This is a genomic window from Clostridium sp. D43t1_170807_H7 (assembly GCF_015555905.1).
GTDB lineage: Bacteria > Bacillota > Clostridia > Clostridiales > Clostridiaceae > Clostridium.
On sequence record NZ_JADNLK010000001.1, the window covers coordinates 15,268 to 40,510 of the forward strand.

At 26.7% G+C, this 25,243-nt stretch carries 21 protein-coding genes and 1 pseudogene; 3 read left to right on the forward strand and 19 right to left on the reverse strand.

Going from position 1 to position 25,243, the window contains the following annotated elements; all coding sequences use genetic code 11:
• Positions 1-58 precede the first annotated feature (58 nt).
• From hydA to I2E98_RS00095, 4 genes are all read right to left on the reverse strand, one after another.
• Positions 59-1,435, reverse strand: coding sequence for a dihydropyrimidinase (gene hydA, locus I2E98_RS00080; RefSeq protein ID WP_195466955.1), 1,377 nt, complete (start codon positions 1,433-1,435; stop codon positions 59-61).
• Positions 1,436-1,624: 189 nt separating this feature from the next.
• Positions 1,625-1,879, reverse strand: a complete 255-nt coding sequence (locus I2E98_RS00085) for a hypothetical protein (protein WP_195466956.1) — start codon at positions 1,877-1,879, stop codon at positions 1,625-1,627.
• A gap of 109 nt (positions 1,880-1,988) precedes the next feature.
• Entirely contained in the window at positions 1,989-4,001 is a 2,013-nt protein-coding gene (locus I2E98_RS00090; protein WP_195466957.1) for an amylo-alpha-1,6-glucosidase, read from the reverse strand.
• 742 nt (positions 4,002-4,743) lie between these two features.
• Positions 4,744-5,172 (reverse strand): DUF3783 domain-containing protein, encoded by a 429-nt coding sequence (locus I2E98_RS00095; protein ID WP_195466958.1) that lies wholly within the window; start codon positions 5,170-5,172, stop codon positions 4,744-4,746.
• A gap of 275 nt (positions 5,173-5,447) precedes the next feature.
• On the opposite strand from I2E98_RS00095, the pseudogene I2E98_RS00100 reads away from it, so the two are divergent.
• Both I2E98_RS00100 and I2E98_RS00105 read left to right on the forward strand, forming a co-directional pair.
• Positions 5,448-6,381, forward strand: a pseudogene (locus tag I2E98_RS00100) (hypothetical protein).
• 2 nt (positions 6,382-6,383) lie between these two features.
• The gene (locus tag I2E98_RS00105) at positions 6,384-7,121 is read left to right on the forward strand and encodes a TIGR03915 family putative DNA repair protein (RefSeq protein WP_195466959.1); all 738 of its coding nucleotides are present in this window, start codon (positions 6,384-6,386) and stop codon (positions 7,119-7,121) included.
• A 21-nt stretch (positions 7,122-7,142) separates the two neighbouring features.
• Here the strand turns inward: I2E98_RS00105 and I2E98_RS00110 are convergent, their stop codons facing one another.
• Positions 7,143-8,180, reverse strand: a complete 1,038-nt coding sequence (locus I2E98_RS00110; RefSeq protein WP_195466960.1) for a J domain-containing protein — start codon at positions 8,178-8,180, stop codon at positions 7,143-7,145.
• Positions 8,181-8,346: 166 nt separating this feature from the next.
• Here I2E98_RS00110 and I2E98_RS00115 point away from each other — a divergent pair, with 166 nt between their 5' ends.
• Complete coding sequence (locus I2E98_RS00115; RefSeq protein ID WP_195466961.1) at positions 8,347-8,808, forward strand: YopX family protein; 462 nt, start codon at positions 8,347-8,349, stop codon at positions 8,806-8,808.
• A gap of 87 nt (positions 8,809-8,895) precedes the next feature.
• On the opposite strand, the gene I2E98_RS00120 is transcribed toward I2E98_RS00115, so the two are convergent.
• The 14 genes from I2E98_RS00120 to thiM form a co-directional block, all read right to left on the reverse strand.
• Entirely contained in the window at positions 8,896-10,560 is a 1,665-nt protein-coding gene (locus I2E98_RS00120) for a ribonuclease J (RefSeq protein ID WP_195466962.1), read from the reverse strand.
• Between the two features lie 474 nt (positions 10,561-11,034).
• A complete protein-coding gene (gene gshAB, locus I2E98_RS00125; protein WP_195466963.1) occupies positions 11,035-13,332 on the reverse strand; it encodes a bifunctional glutamate--cysteine ligase GshA/glutathione synthetase GshB in 2,298 nt (765 codons plus the stop codon).
• Positions 13,322-14,644 (reverse strand): MATE family efflux transporter, encoded by a 1,323-nt coding sequence (locus I2E98_RS00130; RefSeq protein WP_195466964.1) that lies wholly within the window; start codon positions 14,642-14,644, stop codon positions 13,322-13,324. The genes gshAB and I2E98_RS00130 overlap by 11 nt, the downstream gene beginning before the upstream one ends.
• A gap of 231 nt (positions 14,645-14,875) precedes the next feature.
• The gene (locus I2E98_RS00135; protein WP_195466965.1) at positions 14,876-15,196 is read right to left on the reverse strand and encodes a metalloregulator ArsR/SmtB family transcription factor; all 321 of its coding nucleotides are present in this window, start codon (positions 15,194-15,196) and stop codon (positions 14,876-14,878) included.
• 31 nt (positions 15,197-15,227) lie between these two features.
• Positions 15,228-15,944 (reverse strand): lysophospholipid acyltransferase family protein, encoded by a 717-nt coding sequence (locus tag I2E98_RS00140; RefSeq protein ID WP_195466966.1) that lies wholly within the window; start codon positions 15,942-15,944, stop codon positions 15,228-15,230.
• A gap of 110 nt (positions 15,945-16,054) precedes the next feature.
• A complete protein-coding gene (locus I2E98_RS15880) occupies positions 16,055-16,705 on the reverse strand; it encodes a hypothetical protein (RefSeq protein WP_243250851.1) in 651 nt (216 codons plus the stop codon).
• Between the two features lie 81 nt (positions 16,706-16,786).
• Positions 16,787-17,221, reverse strand: coding sequence for a pentapeptide repeat-containing protein (locus I2E98_RS15885; RefSeq protein WP_243250854.1), 435 nt, complete (start codon positions 17,219-17,221; stop codon positions 16,787-16,789).
• Between the two features lie 54 nt (positions 17,222-17,275).
• Positions 17,276-20,767 carry an SbcC/MukB-like Walker B domain-containing protein gene (locus I2E98_RS00150; protein WP_195466967.1) on the reverse strand — a complete coding sequence of 1,164 codons (3,492 nt, stop codon included), beginning with the start codon at positions 20,765-20,767 and terminating at the stop codon, positions 17,276-17,278.
• A complete protein-coding gene (locus tag I2E98_RS00155) occupies positions 20,754-21,974 on the reverse strand; it encodes an exonuclease SbcCD subunit D (protein ID WP_195466968.1) in 1,221 nt (406 codons plus the stop codon). The genes I2E98_RS00150 and I2E98_RS00155 overlap by 14 nt, the downstream gene beginning before the upstream one ends.
• A 145-nt stretch (positions 21,975-22,119) precedes the next feature.
• Positions 22,120-22,311: a hypothetical protein gene (locus tag I2E98_RS00160; protein WP_195466969.1), complete on the reverse strand. Its 192-nt coding sequence runs from the start codon at positions 22,309-22,311 to the stop codon at positions 22,120-22,122.
• A 192-nt stretch (positions 22,312-22,503) separates the two neighbouring features.
• A complete protein-coding gene (gene thiW / locus I2E98_RS00165; RefSeq protein WP_195466970.1) occupies positions 22,504-23,007 on the reverse strand; it encodes an energy coupling factor transporter S component ThiW in 504 nt (167 codons plus the stop codon).
• Between the two features lie 10 nt (positions 23,008-23,017).
• Positions 23,018-23,668 (reverse strand): thiamine phosphate synthase, encoded by a 651-nt coding sequence (thiE, locus tag I2E98_RS00170; RefSeq protein ID WP_195467174.1) that lies wholly within the window; start codon positions 23,666-23,668, stop codon positions 23,018-23,020.
• A gap of 94 nt (positions 23,669-23,762) precedes the next feature.
• Positions 23,763-24,416 (reverse strand): thiaminase II, encoded by a 654-nt coding sequence (tenA, locus tag I2E98_RS00175; protein WP_195466971.1) that lies wholly within the window; start codon positions 24,414-24,416, stop codon positions 23,763-23,765.
• Between the two features lies 1 nt (position 24,417).
• The gene (thiM, locus tag I2E98_RS00180; RefSeq protein ID WP_195466972.1) at positions 24,418-25,227 is read right to left on the reverse strand and encodes a hydroxyethylthiazole kinase; all 810 of its coding nucleotides are present in this window, start codon (positions 25,225-25,227) and stop codon (positions 24,418-24,420) included.
• Between the last annotated feature and the right edge of the window lie 16 nt (positions 25,228-25,243).

The following is a 25,243-nucleotide window of genomic DNA, read 5'->3' on the forward strand; positions in this document are numbered from 1 at the left end:
TACTCCCTCACAGGACCAATATATTATACTATTATATTATTTATATGTCAATTTTTTCTTATATTCTTTTTCTTTTTATATACTTTCCATATCCCTTATCCCCCACAAACTCTCCATCTTTAGAAATTACCTTTCCTCTTAATATTGTAAATATAGGATATCCTTTTAGATTAAATCCTTCATAAGCTGTATAATCTACATTAGAATGAAGCTTATCAGTAGTTAAAACAACTTCTTTATTAGGATCTATTATTGTAATATCTGCATCACTACCTACTGCTATTGTTCCTTTTTTAGGATATAATCCAAATATTTTTGCTGGATTTGTACAGCATACTTCTACAAATTTATTTATACTTATTCTATTTTTCATTACACCTTCAGAAAAAATCAAAGGAATTCTTTCTTCAACTCCTGGTGCACCATTAGGGCATTTTGTAAAATCTTCTTTTCCTAACTGCTTATCTCTATTAAATGAAAATGGACAATGATCTGTTGCTATAGTTTCTATATATCCATCTTTAATACCTTTCCATAAAGCTTCGCAATTTTCAGTGCTTCTAAGTGGTGGACTCATTATATATTTTAATCCTTCATTATTTTCTAATTCATACTTACTTTCATCTAATAATAAATACTGAGGACATGTTTCTGCATAAACATTTTGTCCGCACTCTCTTGCATTTTTTATATATTCTAATCCGTCTTTTGTTGATAGGTGAACTACGTATAACCCTTCATAATTAACTATTTTAGCTAGTTTAATCATTCTATTTACAGCCTCTGCCTCAGATTCTACCGGTCTACTCAAGTAATGATATTTAGGACTCTTTAATCCTTTATCAATAAACTTTTTTCTTAAATATTGAATACTTCCATGATTTTCACAATGTATTGTGGCTATACCACCTAACTCTTTTAATCTTTCAAAAACTCTTATCATTTTATCATCATCTATTTTATAATCATATGTTAAATACCCCTTAAAACTTTGAATTCCATAATCATCAATAATTTCCTTCATTTCATTTATTATTTCACTATCCACATGTTGAATAACGCCATGGAATCCATAATCCACTACAGCATTTTCATCTGCATATTTATGATATACATTAATTTGATGTTTTAAATTACATCCTACTGGGCCAAATCCCATATGATCAACAATAGTTGTTGTCCCTCCACAAGCCGCTGCAATAGTTCCAGTATAAAAATCATCATTAGCAATAGTATTACCTACATGCAAATTAAAATGAGTATGTATATCTACTCCTCCTGGTATAACATACTTTCCATCAGCATCAATTACTTCATCCACTACTCTAATAATATTTAAACCTATTTCCTTTATAATTTCATTTTCAATAAAAATATCACCCTTATATATATCACTAGCAGTAACTATAGCCCCATTTTTTATTAATAATGACATCTAATTAACCCCTCTCTCATTTATACCTCTTTTATATAAACTTTCTATAGTATTAACTAATATTCCTTGTATAAATAAAACTTTTTGAATTTATCTACATGTAATATATATAATGCCTAGATTGGTTTATTAACCAACCTAGGCATTTATTAATATAATTTAAATACTCTTATTTTATTAATAATTTATTTATATTTCCTCTGAATCTACTACTTCTTCATTTTTTTCTTTTGTTACATTATTTATTGCCTCATTAACTTTGTCTAAAATTTTATCTATTTCATCTATATTTTCTCCATCTTCAGGAATAGCCTCATCATCTTCTTTATTAATAGATTTATTCCTACAACAAACTCCTTTCTTAATAGCTACTATTAAAATTCCCAATGCTGTTGCAGCAAAAAAGCATGTAGTTCCTAAAACTATCTTTTCCTTCTTATTCATTTAAACACTCCTATATAATTGTTCATGTACATATATACTACCTATATCTATAATATTTTAATAACATTATTGGGTTACAATTATATTTAATGATTTATTAAAAAATAATTTATTTTTTATTTAAATATGGCATTACATCTTGTGTATAGGCTCTTAATACTTCCGCAACACTCCAAGCTTGAGAATAACATCCTCTTCCTGTAGAAGCAAAATCTCCATCAAAAATTTCAGCTATACCATTTATACATCCATCTCTCATAGTATCTTCAAATACTTTGCACATATAATTAGCCTTCTCTATAGATTCTTTAGAGTAATCATTAACCTTACAATAAGCTGTTATAAATGCACCTATTAAGAATCCCCATGTTGTTCCCATATGATAAGCACAATCTCTATCAAATAGTTTTCCTATATACTTTTTCTTATAATCTTTATCCATAAATGAAAGTGAACGTAATCCATAAGTAGCATATAAATGCTTATGCACAGTATTGACTATCATTTTTTCTTTCTCTCTATCCAATACAGAAAATGGTAATGATACTGCCCAAATTTGATTTGGTCTTATTTTATCATCATTTTCATCTACAACATCATAAAGACAACTCTTTTCCTCATTCCAGAATCTATTGTTAAATGATTCTCTAACCTTTTCTGAAAGTTTTATATATTCACTATTATCGTCACCAAACTTTTTAGATAAGTCTTCCATTATTTTTAGTGCATTATACCATAAGGCATTTATTTCAACTGGCTTTCCATGTCTCGGTGTTACAACATAATCACCAACTCTAACATCCATCCAAGTAACTTGATCAAGTCCTCCACCAGCAAATACTAATCCATCACTATCCATTCCAATTGAAAAGTCTGTCTTACTTGCATAAGCATTATATATCTCTTTTAATTTTGGATATATTTTTTCCTCTATGAACCTGTAATCACTTAAATCACCAGTATACTTTAAGTATTTATAAACAGCTTGGAAATACCATAAAGAAGCATCTACAGTATTATATCCTGGTTCCGTATTAGCATCTGGAAATACATTGGGAACTAATCCATTTTTTATATATTTTGCAAATGACTCCAATATTTCTCTAGCATCACTAAATCTTTTTGTTACTAAAGTCAAACCTTCAAATGCAATCATTGTATCTCTACCCCAATCTGTGAACCAAGGTAGTCCTGCTAATACAGTTTTTAATCCTGTACTTTCTCTATTTACAATAAAATGATCTCCTGCCTTAACTAAGTTATTAGCAAAATCATCTTTTAAATCTGCATTTTCAACTAACTCTTCTGCTCTTGCTTTATATTCTCTTACAATATCAAATCCTGATTTTTCCTTTAATCCTTCTATTGTACATTTAATATAAAACTTTTTCTTTTCAAAAGGTTTTAATTCAATATGAATTTCATATGGTGTGTAATGATTATCTACACCTAAGAATCCAGTTCTATGATCAATCATATAAAAATGATTTTCCTCTATTAAATAATTTGGTGTTGCCATACTTGTAGGAATTAAACTTCTATCATAATAACTACCTTCTGATGTATAAAACTCTATTTTTATATCTTTGTTGTTATCTGGTATTAATGTTAAAGTTTTTTCATCTACCTTAACATCGAATTTTAATTCTGATCTTTCGCTTGTTTCTCCAGCTTCTCTATAATTAAATAACGGAACTAAATTTAACTTAGCTTCCTCACTCCCATTTTCAATTTCATAGCATACAGCAACAGTATTATGTCCATACTCCATAGCTATAGTTTTATTTATGCAAACATCTTCAACTCTATATCTATACTCTGGAATCGTATCCAAAATAAACTGCTCTAAATACTCTTGTCCATTTTTTGAAGTTCCTATATATTGCTGAGATGTTAAATCATATTCTCTATCTTTAATAATAATTTGCTCTTGCACTCTTGTAAGTATAAGCTTTCTATTTACAGGCGCATTTAATGAAGCTATTAAATATCCATGAAAAGCCTGCGAAGCTCCACCAGCAACAGTATGGTTAGCATATCCACCTATTCCATTACCAACTACCCATGATAATTCATTACCATCTTCTATCGTTTTCCACATTCCTCTTCCATACTTATACATATATTCTTCCCCTTCTTTTACTAAGTTATATTCCGATAATGAAATTATACATAAGTTTTTTTTTACAAACAATAAAACATATCTGCTACTTTTACACTAAAACTGCTAAATTGTTCGTCAAGTGAAGACGAAAAATTAATGATATAACCTACAGTAATTGTGTAATTTGCGTTAAGAATTTATATCTTTCTTTCCGTAAAAACTGCTAAAGCTTCGAAAGTCATTTGATTCCCTCAGCTTCTTAACGCAGTTTTTACTGCAAGAAAGATTAAATTCTAAAACTTAATTACAATATTCCTTTCGGTAATATCATTAATATTTTCTCTTTCACTTTGCCTAACTTGAAACACCGCCTTAAAAGTTAACGACTTCTGCTATATTTTATATAATGAATTGTTAACTTCTAAATTTATATTTTTTAATAAACTAAGAATATTAATATAAAAGTTAACTACCATATAATAATAATTTATAGCACAAAACATTAACTATAAAGTGGTTCGTTATAAGCAAATACATGGAGAAAGAAAAAATGAAATATTAATTTGGAGGGAACATTGAAATTGAGCCGTAGAATTTAATCTTTGTGGAATTGAACTTGCGTAAAGAAGTTGTATTGAAGCGTAAGCTGCTTTTACAACTTTAGCAAGTTCAATGGAACAAAGATATAAATTCTAGGTGAAAATTTCACAGTTCCCGGAAAATAAATATTTCATTTTTTCGCCCCATGTGATGCGCAATATTATTTGCTATGTTGATCTGTGAAGTCGCCTTTGCTTATAGCAACACGCTCTGCAAGTAAATTAGAAAGTACTTCATTAACAGTCCATTCTATTGAAGTTTCTGTAACTACTGCTTTTAAAACATTATTAACTCTTACTTTTTTTAGATTTTCAATAAATATATTCATCTTTGCTGGTGGTATTGCATTAAAAATTATAGCTCTTTCTTTTCTTCCATCTTCACATTCTGCATTTATATTATTATCTAATACATCTTTAATAACTGTATTACCATTTTTACTATTTAAAATTATTTGATCTCTAATTCCTAAAATCATGGCACAGTTTTTAACCTTTTGTAGATCTTTTCCTACTAAATTACAAACTAATATGCAAGCTCTTCCCTCTCTTGCACTGTTATCTTTTATATCTAATTTATCAAATGACATATATAATCCTCCAATTTCATTTTTCTACCTTTTCTAATAAAATTATAACCTAATTATATCATAAAATTCTTTTATTTAATATTTAAACAATAATAATTATTATTTAATATTTAAAATATATTTCATTTACACAATCTTAAGTTTAATATTTAAGAACACTTGTTCGTATATTATTTTTAATATATACTTATACTAAGTGATATAAAAAATTTACTTTGTTAATGGATAGTAACTTTTACAAGGTAAATCAAAAATATTAAAGTTGGTGAATTTATATGGAAATTTCAGAAAAATTAAGAATTTTAAGTAGTGCTGCTAAATATGATGTCTCTTGTTCATCTTCTGGATCAAATAGAAATTCTAAAAAAGGAAACATTGGCTCAGTTGCAACAAGTGGCATTTGTCATAGCTTTACTCCTGATGGTAGATGTATATCACTTTTAAAAATTCTTTTAACTAATTACTGTATATATGATTGTGCTTATTGCATAAATAGAGTATCAAATGATATAGAAAGAGCTTCATTTACTGTAAATGAAGTTATAGATTTAACTATTAACTTTTATAGACGAAATTATATAGAAGGATTATTTTTAAGCTCTGCCATAATAAAAAATGCTAATTTTACTATGGAACGTTTAACAGAAATAGTTGAAAAATTAAGAAATGAATATAATTTTAGAGGATATATTCACTTAAAAGCCATCCCTGGAGCTGATGAAGAACTTATAAAAAAAGCTGGTTCTTTAGTAGATAGAATGAGTATTAATTTAGAATTACCTTCTTCACAATCATTTTCATTTGTTTCCTGTTGAAATAAACAAAGCTCCCTATGAAATGTTAATACGAGTTCCCGGAATAGGCATTAGAGGTGCTAGAAAAATAGTTAGTGCACGTAGAATTAATTCCTTAACCTTTGTAGATTTAAAAAAGCTTGGAATAGTAATAAAAAGAGCACAATACTTTATTACTTGTAGTGGTAAGTATTTTGGCTGTGTTCCTTTAGATGATGAAAAAATTAAAAGAGCTCTTACTCCCAAAATAGACTTAAATTTATTAGAAGAAGATTCTGCACAAATAAGTTTTTTTGATAATGAAATAAATAAAATTTTATTACCTTATGGCACTACATTAGCCGATGGATTGTCTAGTAATAAGAAACTACTCTTATTAAATGATAAAACAACTTCTTATACTGGAGAAATATAGTTATGATTGAATTTTTATATGATGGATCTTTAGAAGGCTTATTTACAGCTATTTTCTATGCTTATCCTTACAAAGATGATTGTACTATAAATAAACCTGAAAATCATATACCTTCTTTATTAAACGAAATAAAAGAAATTCCTACTGAATCTGATAAATTTAAAAGAGTGTATAATAGTATAATTCAAAAACTTAATGGAAAAGTTTTAAATAATGTATACTATTTATATCTTAGTGAAATTGATGGTGTGGAAAACATAATCCTAGATTACTTGAAGCTTTGCTATAAATATGGCACTAATATAAACTTAGCTAAAAATAATGATACTATTATCCTAGTAGATAAATACTATAAAAAAGTAGCTCAAGAAGCCCATATGTTTACTGGATTTGTACGCTTTAAAGAAATTGCGCCTTTAAGCTTTTATGCTCAAATAGAGCCTGTTTATAATATTTTACCTATAATACTTAATCACTTTACTCTTAGATTTTCAGATCAAAATTTTATTATTCATGATTTAAAACGTGAAAAAGCTATTATGTATAATAAAGAAAGTTCAATAATTACAGATTTATCTAAAGATGAAGGATATCTATTATCTAATCTTAATAATGATGAAAATTTTGAAAGCTTATGGAAAACCTTTTATAAATCTGTAAATATAAAAGAACGTGAAAACTCTAAACTACGTAATCAACATATGCCTAAAAGATATTGGAACCACCTTACTGAAATTTAAAACTAGATTGCAAATTGCAATCTAGTTTCCTCCTATGTTTTTATATAAATCGTCCTTATCTATATTAAATCTTATAAAATCTCTATATTCTATTTTTTGAGATATACTTGTCCACTTTATATATTCATCAAATGGATTATCACTACTATTTTCTTCTAACCAAATCATTAAATTTTTAGGAACCTTTGTACCCCTTGATAATACTCTACTTGTATTATAACTTAAAAGAGTTCTTCCTAATAATCTAATTGATTCTAAATCTATTATAGCGTTAGCTTTGCTACTTTCATTTGTTTTGTAATTTACTATACTGCTTATTTCCTTCGGAATCCCTAAAAGAGACTTTCCTGATTCAACTGCATACCACCATCCCCCTAATAAGGCTACATAATGATTTTTAATTGATAGAAAGCAACTATCTAGTGTTATTCCATTATGAGTTAATCCATTATAATTAATAAAACATACAATATTATATAATGAATTTAAAATATAGCCTATTTCATTTATTGATATCTTTCCTTTGCAATATGTCAATAAATCTCTTAATAAAATCAAATCTTCATCTTTCTTAACTACTATTCCTATCTTCCCAGATATTGTTCTAAAGCTTTCTTTTATTTGTGGTAAATATTTATAAAATTCTTTTTTCATATCATCATTAGCATATTTTATACTATTTAATTTATTTATAGCATTAAGAGCCATTCTTTCATATTTCTCATCAATCAAATATAATATTAAATCATTACCTATATACATCTTTCCTAATTCAAATGTATGGCTAATTCTAAAATTCATTGTATAATACTTTCCATTAATACATTTTAATTTCATAAAACCAGGCTTACTCCAAACTCCTTTAATAATATTTTTTTCTGCTTGCTTATACAGATTATTTATCTTTTTAGTAATTTCAATATACTCCTTCTCTTGTCCATTTAAATCTGGATGGTATATTTTCATAAGCTCAACATACTTATTTTTTATATCTTCAATATCATCTGTAAATAATTCATAAGGATATTTAATATTTTTTATTTCATCTATAGTTAACATCTATCATCACCACCTATAAATAACTTTTAATAATTTATATTTATGATTCTATAAGAAATATTATGTAATTTTAAATAAATATATTTTCAAATATTTTCCAGTTTGTTATAATATAATATATGTTATGTAAATAACTATTCCTATGTTAGAGATTGGAGTGTTTTTAGTGGAAAAAGAATTAAAGTTCAAAATATACAATAAACTCTTAAATAAATGCTTTAAAGTAACTAGAATAGATTATATGGATGAGGTTGTTTATTACTTTGATAGAGAGAAAAATGATGAAGATATAGTTTCCTTCAAGGATTCAGTACTTTTAATGCCTACAGGAATTTATGACTGTTCTGGGCGTGAAATATTTGAGGGTGATGTTATAAGCTATCAAGAAAACAGCTTTACTTATAAAAAGACCGCTGAAATAATATATGAGAATGGTTGCTTTATTACAAAACAATTGTTTCCAAAAAATTTAGAACTTAAAGCTCAAAAAGAGAATCTTATTATTGATGACTTTAAAGATTTATTATGTGTTGCTACATCATCTATATCCAAACCAATTAAGATTATTGGTAATATTTTTACTTATAAATTAAGTAAAAATAATAGTAAAATAAAAATAGAAGTTTAATGCAACTTCTATTTTTTCACCAATAGGATATCGTATATATTTTACGATATCCTATCTTAATATTTAAATTTCCTTATTATTACTAAATTATACCTCCATAATTATTGGTACAATTATAGGCTTTCTCTTAGTCTTACTATATATGAATGAACCAACATCATTTCTAATATTATTTTTTATCTCCGACCACTTAAATATATTTTTATCTATTGAAGTTTGTATACTATCATAAGATATTTCTTTTATTTGATTTACTAGCTCTTCTGATTCTCTTACGTATATAAATCCTCTTGTTACAATATCTGGACCTGAAACTATAGAACGAGTTTCTTTTTCTATTGCAACAATAATATTTATAATACCGTCCTTTGATAAGTTCTTTCTATCTCTTAAAACTATGTTACCAACATCTCCGATACCAATACCATCAACTAAAACATTTCCTGCTTGAACTTTACCACTTATGCAAGCCGATTTTCTATTTAAGCTTAATACATCACCATTTTCTAAAATAAATGATTTCTCTTTTTGTAAGCCTACTTCCTCTGCTATTAATATGTGCTTTCTTAAATGTTTATATTCACCATGTACTGGAACAAAATATTTAGGTTTTAAAATTGATTGTAATAATTTTAACTCCTGTTCACAAGCATGACCTGATACGTGAATTTCTTCTATTGATTTATAAATAACATTAGCACCCTTTTGTGTTAATTCATTTATAACTTTCGATACCGCTTTTTCATTTCCTGGAATAGGATTTGCAGATATAATTATCATATCATCTTTTTCTATTTGAATATTTTTATGTGTAGATGATGCCATTCTAGTAAGAGCTGACATAGGCTCTCCTTGACTTCCTGTAGTTACAATTGTTATTTGATTGCTGTTATATAACTTTAAATCTTTTAAATCAATTAATAGCCCTTCTGGCATGTCTAAATATCCAAGTCTTATTGCTACTTCTGAAATTTTTTCCATACTTCTTCCACTAAAAGCAATTTTTCTTCCATATTTAATAGATGAATTTATTATTTGTTGTAATCTATGAATATTAGATGCAAATGTTGCTACAATTATTCTACCATTACCTTTACTGAATAAATTATCTAAGGTTTCTCCTACTGTCTTTTCTGACATGGTATATCCTGGATGGCATGCATTAGTACTATCAGCCATAAGTAATAACACACCTTGTTTACCTATCTTAGCTAATCTTTGTAGGTCTATTACCTTACCATCAACAGGAGTAAAATCTACTTTAATATCTCCAGTATGAACTACTATACCTAACGGAGTGTGAATTGCTAATGCACAACTATCTGCAATACTATGATTTGTTCTTATAAATTCTACTTTTAACTTTTCTAAAGCTATAGTATCTCCTGGCTTAACTACATTTAACTCTACTATATCAAGCATTTTATGCTCTTCTAACTTATTTTGAATTAACCCTATTGTTAAATTAGTAGCATAAATTGGAACATTAATTTGCTTTAATATATATGGTATTGCCCCTATATGATCTTCATGTCCATGAGTTATAAAAAATCCTTTTACTCTTTCTTTATTATTAACTAAATATGTTACATCTGGAATTACAACATCTATTCCATACATCTCTGAGTCTGGAAAAGTCATTCCACAATCTACAACTATTATTTCTTCACCATACTCTATTACTGTTATATTCTTTCCTACTTCTCCTAATCCACCTAAAGGTATAACTTTTATCTTTTTTTTGCTTTCCATTAAAGTCCTCCAAATTATTTATTTCAATCTATTTTTTCTCTATTTTTTTGCATAAAAACAAAAAGTTGTTTTAAATCAACTCATTTATAATTAAATATTATTTTATAATTCAATAGGTTCAATTCTTATAACTAAACTGACATCTCTTATAAAGTTATCTACTTAACATTGCATTCACAATATTTAACATCTGATTATGTTAATTCTACTTACTGCCTAATGGTGCTAAGTTTATTTAAATATAATTTTTATATAATAATTATAAAACAACTTAAATAAATACACTTAAAAATATATTACTTATATTCATTTAACTTTTTTTATATTTATAAGTCATTATAAACAATTTCCCACATTTTTTCAACTCTATCCCCAAATTGTTCCTTAAAGCTTGAATGCCGTGATGACGAAAATTAATGATATTTCTAGAAGTAATATCATTAATTTTTCTCTATCACTGACTTTTAAGCTAAATTAAATTAATTCTAATAACTTTAAAACATGAGTTGCAATTTTTCTTTCTTTCCCTTTGTATGGATATGAATGTATGTGTATTGCTGGATTGAAGTTTAGTTCTATTATTGCATAATTAGTGTTTTCATCTCTATAGTCTTCAAGCATCATATCCACACCACAAATCTTAGCTCCTACAGCTTTTGCTGCATTTACTGCTATATCTTTAAACTTTTGTGGAATATCATCTGTATAATCTACACTATCTCCACCAGTGCTAATATTTGAATTTTCTCTTAAATAAATTATTTCATCCTTTTTAGGAATATAGTCAAAGTTTTTACCTTGTTGCTTTAAAAACAATTCTGCATTTTCTTCCAATCTTATTTTTTCAAGTGGTGTTACATATCCCTTTCCACGTAATGGGTCTTGATTTTTAACTTCAACTAATTCTGTTATAGATTTTTCTCCATCACCAATAACATTAGCTGGAACTCTATGTAGTATTCCTACTACCTCATCATTTATCACTAAAAATCTATATTCTTTTCCTTTAATAAATTCTTCTATAAGAACTGTATTATCATTTTTGAAGGCTATTTCAAAAGCATGGATTATATCTTCTAAATTTGCACCTTCTGGGAAAATATTTATTCCTATACCGAAGTTAGTACTCTTTGGTTTTATTACAATAGGCTTATTAATATAGTTATGTGCCTTTATTTTTGCATCTTCTATAGTATTGAACTCCTCACCCCTTGGAACCTTTACCCCCTTTTCTGCTAAAACTTTTTTAGTTACAGTTTTATTCTCCATAATTAATACAGAAACATAAGTATCTTTAGAGGTCTTAGTAGCCTGTTTTACATACTCTATTTTTTCACCTTTTTTAAGTGATATAAAATTCTCACTTCTATCAACTACATTTACAGTAATTCCTCTTTTAATAGATTCTTTCATTAAAATTTGAGTTGATAACTCTAAATCTTCATATCCTTCTAACTTAAATCTATTTTTATATGCAGATTCTTTATAGCTTTTAGCTAAATTTAAAAATGTATTAATATATCCCTCTTCTTTTATTTTTTCTGTTATTTTATATGCATAAGTTAATTTACTATCTTTAACTTTAGCAATCATATTTTTAATTACATCTTCAAATCCTAAATTTAATTCATTATTGATACTCATGACTTCGTTAAGTATTTCTAATCCAAAATCTATTCTATTGATACACTTTCCATCCTGTTTTAATTCTATATTATCAATACCATTCACAGCTATTAATTGTTGATTTTCTAAAGCTTCTTCTTGCCAGTTTTCAAACTCACTTTCTTCTTTACTTAATAAATAAATATTAAATACTTGTAAGAATCTTAAATCATCTAAACTTATTCCACCTTTTTCAAATGGATTAATATCAATTGTTCTATACTCCAAATATTTTATTCCATCATTAAGTAATGACTCTTTAAAGTTCTTTGTATCACTTGGTTTTAATCTTACTTGACTATACAATTCCTTATGATTTTCTATTAATTCATCTTTAATATATCCATCTATACTTTCTAAATACTCATTAACACTATTATAACTTGGGAATAAATCTACTTTATTTTTATATCCACACTTTCCATTTCTATGAGATATTGCTCCTACACTACTATATTCATTATTATTAATTTCCTTTAATGGACATTTGCAACCATCAATAAAACTTTCATGTACAACTGGTGATGCTCCGAAAAGATATACTATAAGCCATCTATATCTTAAGTAGTTTCTAGCAACTTTTAAATAAATACTATTTTTAAACTCTTTATAAGATAATTTCTTTTCACTATCTTCATATAACTTTTCAATTATAGATTCATCAAAAGAAAAATTATAATGAATTCCAGATATAAGTTGCTTTTTACCACCATACTTAAGTAATAACTTTTCTCTATATTCTTGAGATTCTTTACTATGATCAGCAAACTTGGCTACTGGAATATCTTTATCATCTGGTATTATACATGGTATTGACTCTGGCCATAAATATTCATCTCCAATTTCCATTGCAACTATATCATATAATGCCCTTGTAAAATCATATGCTTCTTTAACATCTTGTAATGCTGGCGTTATGACTTCTATCTGACTTTCTGAAAAATCTGTTGTAATGTATGGATTATGTGCTTTATCTCCAAACTCTTCTGGATGATCACTTTTAGCTAAATATCCATTTTGATCTAATCTTAAAGTTTCTCTTTCAATACCAAAGTTTCCACTTAAAATTTCTTTACTAGAAAATAATTTTTTTATTTTATTTAACATCTTTATAATTTCTCCTTATCTTTATTAGATATATAAAATAGGCTGCTAATCCTTTTAATATACTTGAAATAGCTATACTCCACCATATCCCATTAATTCCAAGTGTTCTCATTAGAATTAATGCCATTGGAATTCTTAAAACAGTAAAAACAATACTAATTACAGCTGGTATTTTAGGCATTCCTAAACCGGTAAATAATCCATTTGATACCATTTCTATTGTACTAAAGCCCTGAGAAAATGCAACTGCTTGTAAATAACCACCAGCTATTAAAATAGTATTTTCTTCCCTAATAAACAATTTTATAATTGGTTCTTTAAAGACAATAAAAATTATAGACATAATCATTGAATAAATAATTCCTAGTAATAATGCAGTATAATATCCTTGCTTTATTCTTTTAAATTTATTAGCTCCAAAATTTTGACCTGTAAAACTTGATATAGCTCCATTTAATCCACCAATAACCATATATGTTATTGATTCAATTTGTAAACCTATCTTTTGTGCTGCAATTGAATTTGTTCCAAATATAGCAATTATCTTAGCTAAAATTATATTAACTATTGTAAATAATATTCTTTGAAATGCCATAGGAAAACCTAGTCTTACAATCTCTAATATTTTTTCTTTATCAATTCCTATGACCTTATCATAATGTAATATTCCATTTGATTTTATTTTATATAATATAAACATTAATATATTGGATATTAGTGTTGCTACTGCTGCACCTAAAACTCCTAATTTGAATACATAAATAAATATTGGATCTAAAATTATATTTATTATAATTCCTATAGCATTTATCTTCAATGAATCTCCATTGTTTCCAAAACTGCTAAATATTCTTGTATATAGTGAATTGAAAAATGCAAAAAATAAAATAGGTGCATTTATAGCTAAGTAATAGAATGAGTTTCTTTCTACAATTTCATTATTAAGACTTAAAAATGAAATAAAACTTTTACCTAAAATTATCAAAGCTAATGCATATATTATTGCTATAATAAAATTTATTGCTATTCCTGAATTAATATATTGTTTTACTTCTTTATTATCTTTTCTTCCAATAGCATGTGAAACCTTTATTCCTGTGCCTATAACAACTAATGAGTTGATGGAATATCCTAATCCAATAAAAAAGCTTGATGATCCTATGCTTGCTACAGCATCACTTCCTAATCCACCTACCCATAGCATATCTATTAAGTTATAAGTAAATTGTAATAATGAGCTACCCATAATAGGTAATGCTAAAGCTGTAAGTACATTAATAACTTTTCCTTGTGTTAAGTCAATTTTTTTCATATATTCTCCTTAAAATTATTTTTAGTTAATTAATAAAAATAATACTTATTATTTAACCACTAAATATAGATAGTTATCTATGTTTAATATAGTTTTTTATTTTTTAATTGTCAACAGTCATAGTATTATCGAAAAAAATTCCTTAATACATCTCCCATAATTTTTTTATCTTTTATAAAAATAAAAGGGCCTCATAATAATTAAATTTATTATGATAACCCTTTTGTGAATTTAACAATCACAATTCGTGCTTTCTTCAATTATTAATTCTTTATTGCTTAGCATTAATTCATTTAAAAACATTAATAACTCATTTGCATTATCTTTATTTAAGCTATAATAATTCCAAGTGCCCTCTTTTCTTAAGTTAACTAATCCGCATTCTATTAGTACCTTCATATGATGAGATAATGTTGGTTGAGTAAATTTAAAGTGTTCTAACAACCTACAAGCACATCTCTCACCTAAAGATAATATATGAATAATTTGTAATCTATTAGAATCACTTAATGCTTTAAATATTTTTGCATTATTCTCATATTTACTATCCATAACTCCTCCAATAAAACTACTTTAAATATTATTATTCCCTAAATTCTTCTCTTAAATTACTAATTATTATGTTTCTAATATCTTCAGCTAGAGTCTTTTCTTCATCTCTTGTTAATCCATCAGTTTCTATAGCCTTACAAAATGTTACATTAACAGTAGACGGCTTAAATTTATTATTCTTTTCAAATGATGTGAATGCAGCATCTATTGTTACAGGTACTATTGGCACCTTAGCTTTAATTGCCAGTTTTAAACTTCCCTTTTTAAATGGAAGTGTCTTTCCATCTAAGCTTCTAGTTCCTTCTGGAAATATCATCATTGAATAGCCATCTTTTAAATTTTTTACACCTTCATTAATTACTCTAACTGCATCTCTTGGATTTTCCCTATCTAAAGGTATGCATTTTCCTCTTGATAACCAATAACTTAATATTGGAACCTTTAAAACTTCTTTTTTAGCTACAAATCCAACAAGCCTATCAGCTGAATAGAATATAGTTGGTATATCTAATATACTAGTATGATTTCCTATAAACACACATGGTCCTTCTGGTATATTTTCTTTTCCTTTAATAACTATATCCATTCCTATAATTTTTATAGTAAACTTTGACCATAAATACATGCATTGAGCTGCATATTCTGTTGCCTTCTCTATCCCATACTTTCGTTTTATATGTTCATACTTAAATCCTTTTAACCTTGTATATACCATATAAAAAAAATATTTTATAGCCTTTATTATCATGTAAATCCCCCTATTATTATAGTCTTAACTATTATATCATCATTTTATATACATTTTCAAAAAAAATACTTTTAAATTATTCAAAATCTAAAAGTATTTAAGTCTACCTATTATCTTACTAATTTTCTTACTACTACACCAGTTCCTATCCCCATCATAACAACTCCCGATAATATTTCAAAGCTAGCAAGAATTTCAGATGTATTTACTGGAATACTTTCATTTGCTCCAACTCCACTAAATAAATTTATACTTAGTATAATTCCTTGCCTTAGACACTCAAATAGGCTACTATTAAATATAGTAATTATAGTATCATCTATTTCAATTCCAAAAATTGAATATAAAATCCCAAATACAATCATAACAACAAAAGAAAATAATAAAGCATTAATAGGTCTTTCTCCATATCTACATGTAGCCCAGTATAAATCTGATTCTAACCTTTGAGTAAACTTCAAAACATTTCTTTCTACCCTCTTACACAAATAATAATATTCTCCAAAATTATTATTTAATGAATTTTCCTTAAACTTATCTGCAATGGTTTCATAAGTCATATAAATTCCTTCATATTCATTCCTATCTTTTTTTCTAAATTCTATCTTATCAAAAAACGTTTTTTCATCTAGCTTTGTTTTCATTTTATCAGTAAAATCTAAATCTATAATATAGCTACTCATAATCTTAGCACCTGATAAATCACAATCTTCTATTCTTACTCTATTTACTTCACAATTATTAATAATTACGCTATTCATATCACTTAATAGAAAATATGTATTATGAATTAAAGAATTATCAAATATTAAATAACTTAATGTACACCCATCAAATTTAGCCTATATACTACAATTATTAAACTCACAAGAAAAATTATCATACCTATTTAATGATGGCTTCTTCTCACTTTCCTCCTTAAAAAAAGTACAATTTTCAAATATTACTCCACCATTTTCAAAATTACACTCATTAAATATACATCCTATAAAACTACAAGCATCAAATTTTACATTTCCAAATGTACATTTATTAAATACTGCACAAATAATATCCTTATTAGAAATTACAATAAAATCTTCTTCTCCTAAAATTCTTCCTCCCCCGAAATGTTTTTCTTCAAATGTTTTATAACTATATTCCTTATCTGGATTATATGTATTAGGCAATTCTCTTGATTTTACTAAATCATCAAATAATTTTTTATTATTTTCTTTCCTCTTTTTAAGTTGATTTGTTGCTTTATATCTTTCTTCCTTAAAATTAACATAGCCCATAATATCAACTCCTTTATGATATTATGGACTATATATTATAACATTATTCTAATTTTAGCTTCTTTCAATTTTCACCTTACTTCCACCCATTCCTGCTTCTGCTGGAGTAATTAAAAGCTTAACAGGAACTCTATTCTTAATAGATTCAACATGACTTATTATTCCTACCTTTAATTTATCATTATGAATTCTTTCAAGTGAACTCATAACAACTTCTAAAAGATTATCATCTAAAGTACCAAAACCTTCATCTAAGAAGAATAATTCAAGTGGTGCAGTTCCCTTTAGTTGAATTTCTGCTGATAATGCAAGTGCTAAAGCAAGTGATGCTAAGAAGGTTTCCCCTCCTGAAAGTGTAGAAGCATCCCTTTCTGCTCCACCATTTTTATAATCTCTAATTATAAATTTTCCATCTTCATCAACTTCTAATCCATAATTTCCATTAGTTATTTCTTTTAACTTTTTACTAGCTTCAAGTGAAACATACTTAAGTCTAGTAGCTGCAACAAATTCAACAAACTTTTTACCTTTAAATAATTTATCTAGGTCATTTAATAATGCAAGCTTATGATCTAATTCTTCCTTTTGCTTCAATAAACCTTTTAGCTCCATCATCTTTTCTTCTATTACCTTAAGTTCTTCTTGAAGCTTAACTTTTATTTCATTAAACTCCTTAACTCTAACTTCTTTTTCTTCTTTTTCTTCCTGTATAGAAACCCATTGCTCCTCACTTAATTCTCTATTTCCAATTTTTTTAGAAATACTTTCAATTGCTCCTTTAATCTTTGCTAAACTATCATTATAATTATCAATTTTAACTTTTAAAACTTCTATTTCACTTTTTTCTAAAACATTATTCTTAACTTCTTCTATACTTAAAAAGTTTTCTTCCTTTAAAGCCTCATCAAGCTTTTGTTTTTCTTTATCTTTTCTTTTATACAGCTCTCTACCTTTTGAAGCAATACTAATTAGCTTAGAATTACATTCTTCATAACTCTTATCCGCTTCTTCTTTCGCTTTTTCTGCAAGTATATAATTCTCTTCAACTCTCTTTATTTCACTCTGAATATTTTTTAATATTTCTTCAATATTATCTATATCCTTAACTTTACTTTTTATCTTTATTAAACTTTCATCTTTAATTTTTATCTTTTCTTCTAATGTTGTATTAATCTTTGCTAACTCTTGATTAGTATCATTTAAACTTTTTATTGCATCTTCTCTATTTTTGCTTAATTCCTCTAATCTATTTCTATAGCTTTTAATTATTTTCTCAATTTCTTCTCTTTCATGTTCAATTTTATTTATTTCATCATTCTTAGCTATAAAATCTTTAACATTAGTCTTTACCTTAAGTGAATTTAATTCTCTTTCAATCTCTTGTAACTTTTCTTCTTCCTTTTTCTTATCTTCTAATAGTTCTTTTATTGTATTTTCATCACTATTAATTTTAGTTTCTAATTGTGCATATTTAAGTTTTAAATTATTACTTTCCTCTTTTAAAGTCTTATTTATATTTTCATATTCTTCTTTTTTAACATTATACTCATTTAGTTTAACTCTTAAATCACTTATCTTTAATTGAAGCTTAGATACCTCTTCTTCATTAAAATCATCACCTAAATTTTTAATTACATCTTCACTCTTCTCTACAGTTTCTTTAAAAAGGGTTAACTTAGCTTCTATATCCCTTATATTATTAGATAATTCATTAAAATATTTTTCTTTTAAAGCCATGCTATTTTCAAGACTATTAATATCTCTAATTTCTATATGTCTAATATTTTCTTTATGATGTTCTATAGAACCACAAACCGGACAAATATCTCCAGATTTTAATTCTTCTCTCAATTTATGAGCTAAATTTTCTCTCTCTATTTCAAGAATATCTATTCTTAACTTCTTAATTTCACTATCTAAATTGATATACTCTTCTTTTTTAGGCTTTAATTCTTTAGTTAATCCTTCAATTGCATTTTTATTTTTTAATATCTCTTCTTTTGCTCTTTTAAATATATCTAATTTACCCTTAAGATCAGAATATTTTTCTTGCATATCAAATAAATCATTTTGATTTCCCGGGCAATTCTTTACTAAGTTTTCTAAACCACTTTCATTTTCTATTAATAAATTATTCGTCTTATCTAACTCAAGTTTTAAAATATTTTTTTCTTCTACAGATTTTTTTATCCCTTCATTATTAGATTCTAATTTTACTTTATAATCTTCAACTTTCTTAAAGAAATTATTATAATCTCTAGTAACAACTACTCCTTGTTGAACATTTTCTTTTAATTCTCTATCAATATTTAAAGTATCCCTATATACTTCCTTTTCTTTTAATAGATTATTTCCTTTCTTTAATCTATTTTCGGAATCTATTAGTTTGTTTTCATTTTCTTTTTTCTTTTTAAGTAAATCTTCTACAACTTTATTAATTTCTTTAATTTCACTTTCTAAAGTCACTAAGGCCTTTTTATCTTCTATTGCATCTTTTATTTTCTCTTCTTGTATTTTATATTTAGGAAGCTCATTATCCTTATTTATTCTAGCCTTACTCCAGTTTTCTTCACATTTATCTTTTTTCTCTTTAAGTTCTTCACATTTTACTTTAACTTCACTTAATTCTTTTTCTGTAAAGTTAATATTCTTTAATGTTTCTTCATAAGCTATTACAAATGGATTGACCTTACTTGCAGCCTCAGCAGTTTTAACTCTTTCTTTAAATGAATTTATTTCATTTGCTTTTTCAATAAGTTCACTTTCTCGCTCCTTATATTCCTTAACTTCAAGTTGCATTTTCCATAGCTCTGAATTTTCTTTAAAACCTTTTTCTATTACTTTAAGCTCTTTATTAGCTTTTTCTAAATTTTCAATACTTATATTTAACTCTTCTTCTTTTTCCTTCTTCTTATCTTCGCTTATATCTTCGTATCCCATAAGCTGTCCTAATAAAACACTATTTTCTGTTTTTTCCTTATTAATTTCTTTAGATAACTTACTTGAAAGTTTATCACCATATTCTCCTAAATTAAAAAGTCTTTCTAGCATTTCTCTTCTAGGTTTTCCTTCAAGCTTTAAGAATTCTGAAAACTTTCCTTGTGGTAATACAACTGTTCTAGTAAAATCCTCTAAACTTAATCCAATTATCTCTTTGCACTTATCTGTAACTGTTTTAACCTTATCTGCTAAAACCTCTTCTCCATTACTTATGTCAACTATCTTACACTTACCAGATACGGGATTTCCTGATTTTTTATCTCTTTTAAACTCTCTATTAACTAAATACCTTTTAGTTTCTGCTCCTGATATTTGAAATTCAAAGCTAACATTTAACCTATCACAATTTGTATTTATATAATTAGAACTTTTTCTTGAAACATCACCATATAAAGCTAATGTTATCCCATCTAAAATTGTAGATTTACCACTTCCTGTTGGACCAAATATTCCAAACAATCCACGATCAGTTAATTTCTCAAAATCTATAGTTTGTTCTTCTATAAAACTATTTAATCCTTTTATCTTAAGCTTAATTGGTCTCATTTTCATCCCCCTCTTCATTTATTAATTTTAAAAGTAAACTTACAATTTCATTATCAGCTTCTACATTTCTTTCTTTTTTATAAAAATCTCTAAATATTTCTTCAAATGACTTTTCTTGAATTGTGATAGCACTTTCGTCATCATCAGTATTTTTAATCTTTGGTATTATTTCTAAAATGTCCTTTTTAATTTCCTTCATTTTTTTTATTTCATCTTCTCTTATATATCTATCACACTTAATCTCTAAATAAATCCAGCAATCTCTATCCTTATTTTCTTCGCATCTTTCTATTGCATCATCAATACTTTCACATTTCCAAATTTCTATAGGCTTATATACCTTAAATTCTACCTCTTTTATTTTACATTCCTCTTTTGGTTCTACATCAATAATGAAACATTTCTTAGTAATATTTATTTCCTTTTTATTATAATGAAGGGGAGAACCTGAATATCTTGCCTTTTTATTTGTACCTGGTACAACTTGTGGTTTATGAACATGACCTAAAGCTATATACTGTGCTTCTTCTGGTAAACATGAGCCATTAACTATATAACTTCCTCCTAATTGAATACTTCTTTCTGATCCACCTTCTTCGCTTCCCATAGCAAACAAATGTGATACTGCTAAATTAATAGTGTCTTCTCTATAATTTTGCTTTAAGTTATCAAATAACGATTTTATTCTTTCGCCATAAGTTTTTAATCTATCTTCATCACTATCCATTTCTCCATAAAGGACTTCATTTAATCTCTTTTCACTTGGATATGGTACTGTTAATATTACTGCTTTTTCATTATTAATTTCTATTTCAACAAATCCTTCTCCAGAATTAATAACCTTATGCTGTCCATATTCCCCACATTGCACAATCGTTTTCGGTGTTCCAACCATTATTATTCCATGTTCCATAGCAAGTGGTCCTGCTGCAACTAATCTTTCTGGGTTATCATGATTTCCTGCAATAACTAAAGTTAATCTTTCTCCATTTTTAGAAAGTTTTTTTAATGTATTATAAAACATTTTTTCAGCTCTTGCCGGTGGGTTACTACTATCATAAACATCCCCTGCAATTATAACTAAATCAACTTTATTTTCTTCAACTATATCTATAAAATCTTTTAAGAATAATTCTTGTTCATCCATTCTACTTTGGCCTTCTAAATTCTTTCCTAAATGCCAATCTCCAGTATGTAATATTCTCAAAAATATTACCTCCTTTTTTATTCCGCTTTATAAATTTTATCTATTTTTAATTATACAATTAAGTACTATATGTAATCAAACGTAAGTGAGATTCCTTCTAAACAAAAAAGATGATACATTTCTGTATCACCCTCTTTCCTATTATCTATTTAACTTCTTTACACCAACTTGAAGAAATTCTTGAATTATCTATATATCCTAAATAGCTATGTCCAACTTGTACTTCTAAACCATCATATTTATTTATTTGCTCATTATTTAATTTCTCTACTCTCTCATCACTTGCTAAATAAACGTCCTTACTAAAAATATACTTCTTTCCTTTACAAAATATCATAGTTACCACCTCATGAATGTTATTTTCATGTCATATTATACACCTTTTTACTAATATAACCATTCAAGTTGTAATTTTCAATTTTTTGAATAATTTTATTCATAAATTTTCCTATTATTCAATTTACAGAAAATAAAAAATAATTGAAATTAAACAAATTTAACTTCAATTATTTTAATCAATTATATTATTCTATTTTAATAAAAACTCTCTTATTACTTTTACTTTTAATATTATATATGCAATTATACTCCCTATAATAGAGCTTAATGAAAATGGAATAACATAAACAAATAATGCAACTTCTTTCCCTAATAAAACTGTTGCTACCGGATATGCAAGTAAAGCACCTATTATCCCTGTTCCAATAACTTCACCAATTACTGCTAATTCTATCTTTTTAAATTTCTTATATAAAAGGGCTGCTAAAAATACCCCTACCATACTACCTGGAAAGGCTAATAAACTTCCAGTACCTAAAATATTTCTAAGTAATGCTGCTACAAAGGCACAAGCAACTCCATAAACTGGACCTAAAGTTATTCCAGCAATAACATTAACAAAATGCTGTACTGGCGATGCCTTTGCTCCTAATACTGGTATAGAAAATGTTCCTAGAACTGTTGCTATGGCAATTAATATCCCACTTAATACTATTTTTTGTGTAGTTTTCTCTTTATTTTTAGTTATCTCCATATTTCCTCCTTTAAATATCATTATTTAAAATAAGATTATTATTTTGTATTTTCTCAATCCATTTTTCACATTCTAATTTTATATTCGGAGCTCCAAGTATTGCAGATACAACTGCATATCCATCTACATTACATACTTTTAACTTATCAATATTATTTAATGATAGTCCCCCTATTGCGACTATTGGCAAATCTACTGCTTTCTTTATCTCTTTTAACTTTTCTATAGATACAGACTTTGCATCAAGCTTAGTTGTTGTAGTAAACATAGCTCCAACGCCAAGATAATCAGCACTATTTTCTTTAGCTATTAAAGCCTCTTCTACTGTTCTTGCCGATACTCCCACTATCTTATCTTCTCCTATAAGCTCTCTAACTTTATTTGCCGGTATATCACTTTGTCCAATATGAACACCATCAGCATCACAAAGCATTGCAATATCTACCCTATCATTAATAATAAACTTCACATTATATTTCTTAGTTAATTCTCTAAGCTTAATTGCCTTTTCTAAAAACTCTTTTCCACTAGCATTCTTTTCTCTTAATTGAAGCATAGTTACTCCACCTTTTAATGCTTCCTCAATACTATTGTAAAAATTTCTTTCTCTTAAAATATCTGAATCTGTTACTAAATAAAGCTTTAATTCTTTCATTTTTATCACCTTTTTATTTCAATATTTTATGCTGCAGTATCTTTTATACTAACTTCTTTTTTAAATCTATGTAAAGGAATTATTCACCTTAACACTAAATTTATTTATTTGCCATATTCCAAAATTCCATCTCATAAAGGCTAGATTTTATAAAAATATCTTTTAGCCTTTCCTTTTCATCTTCTGATATGTTTTCACATATTTCATCAATATAATCAATCCATTCTTCAGTACATTGTCTAAACTCTTCTGAAGCATATCCCTTTATCCATGGAGAATAAAAATTTTCTTCTAATCTATTCTTATATGTTTCATATAGATGTTTTCCGATGTAGTAATAGCTCCAAGTACAAGGCATTATTGTCATTGCAATATCCTTTGAATCACCTTTTAATGCAATTCCAAGCATATAATTTGTATAACTTGCAGTTGTTAACTCAACTTTATACTTTTCTACCTCATCTGTACTTAACCCAAATCCCTTTAAATAATTAACATGAACTGCAGTTTCATCATCTAAAACACCTTTTATTGATTCATGATAAAACTTCATTTCTTTCATAGTTCTAGCCTTAACTAATCCCATTGCAAAAACTTTAGCATAATCTTTTAAATATAAATAATCTTGAATTAAATAATTCTTAAACTTCTCTTTATCTAAAGTTCCTTCACCTATTCCTTTTACAAAAGGATGTTTTAAATATTCATCCCAAATCTCTTTAACTTCATCAAATAACTCTTCTGAAAACTTCATACTATTCAATCCTTCCATACTCTTTTAGTTTATCAATATTCATTTCATAAACATTATTCATAAGTTCTTCTTTAAAAGTTCCTATTGCTATATTATCTTTATCTGCTAACTCTCCACTTACTGCCATAGTAAGAACTCCCATAGCAACTACTTCTACCTTTTTAAAATTATCTCTTTCTCTACCTTCCAGACTGTTATATGCACCTAAATAACTACCTATCAAACTTCCAGTCATACAACCAGTACCTGTTACACTTTTTAATTTTGAAGTTCCATTAAATATCTTTATAACTGTATTACCATCACTAATAAAATCAACTTTTCCAGTAGCTACTACTATACATCCAAGCTTTTTAGCTACCTTTTTAATAACTTCTGATATATCTTCTCCATCATCAAAGGAATCAACACCTTGTCCTCTTACATCTAAACCACCTATAAACTTTATTTCAGCCACATTACCTTTAACAACATCAAATTTGATTTTATTTAGAAGTTTATTTGTAAAATCAGTTCTAGTTTTCGTAGCAAAAACTCCTACTGGATCTAAAATAACAGGTTTATTAAATTTATTAGCTGCTTTTCCTGCCTGTAAAAATAAATCTAATCTATTTGAATTCATAGTTCCTATATTAATAACTACAGAACTTGCAATACTTACAATTTCTTCAACCTCTTCATTTGAATAACTCATCAATGGACTTGCACCTAATGCTAAAGTTATATTGGCACAATCATTTATAGTAACTTCATTTGTATAATGAAGAACTAATGGATTTATTTCTTTTACTTTATTAATTAATTCAAGCATCTTTAACTAGTCCTTT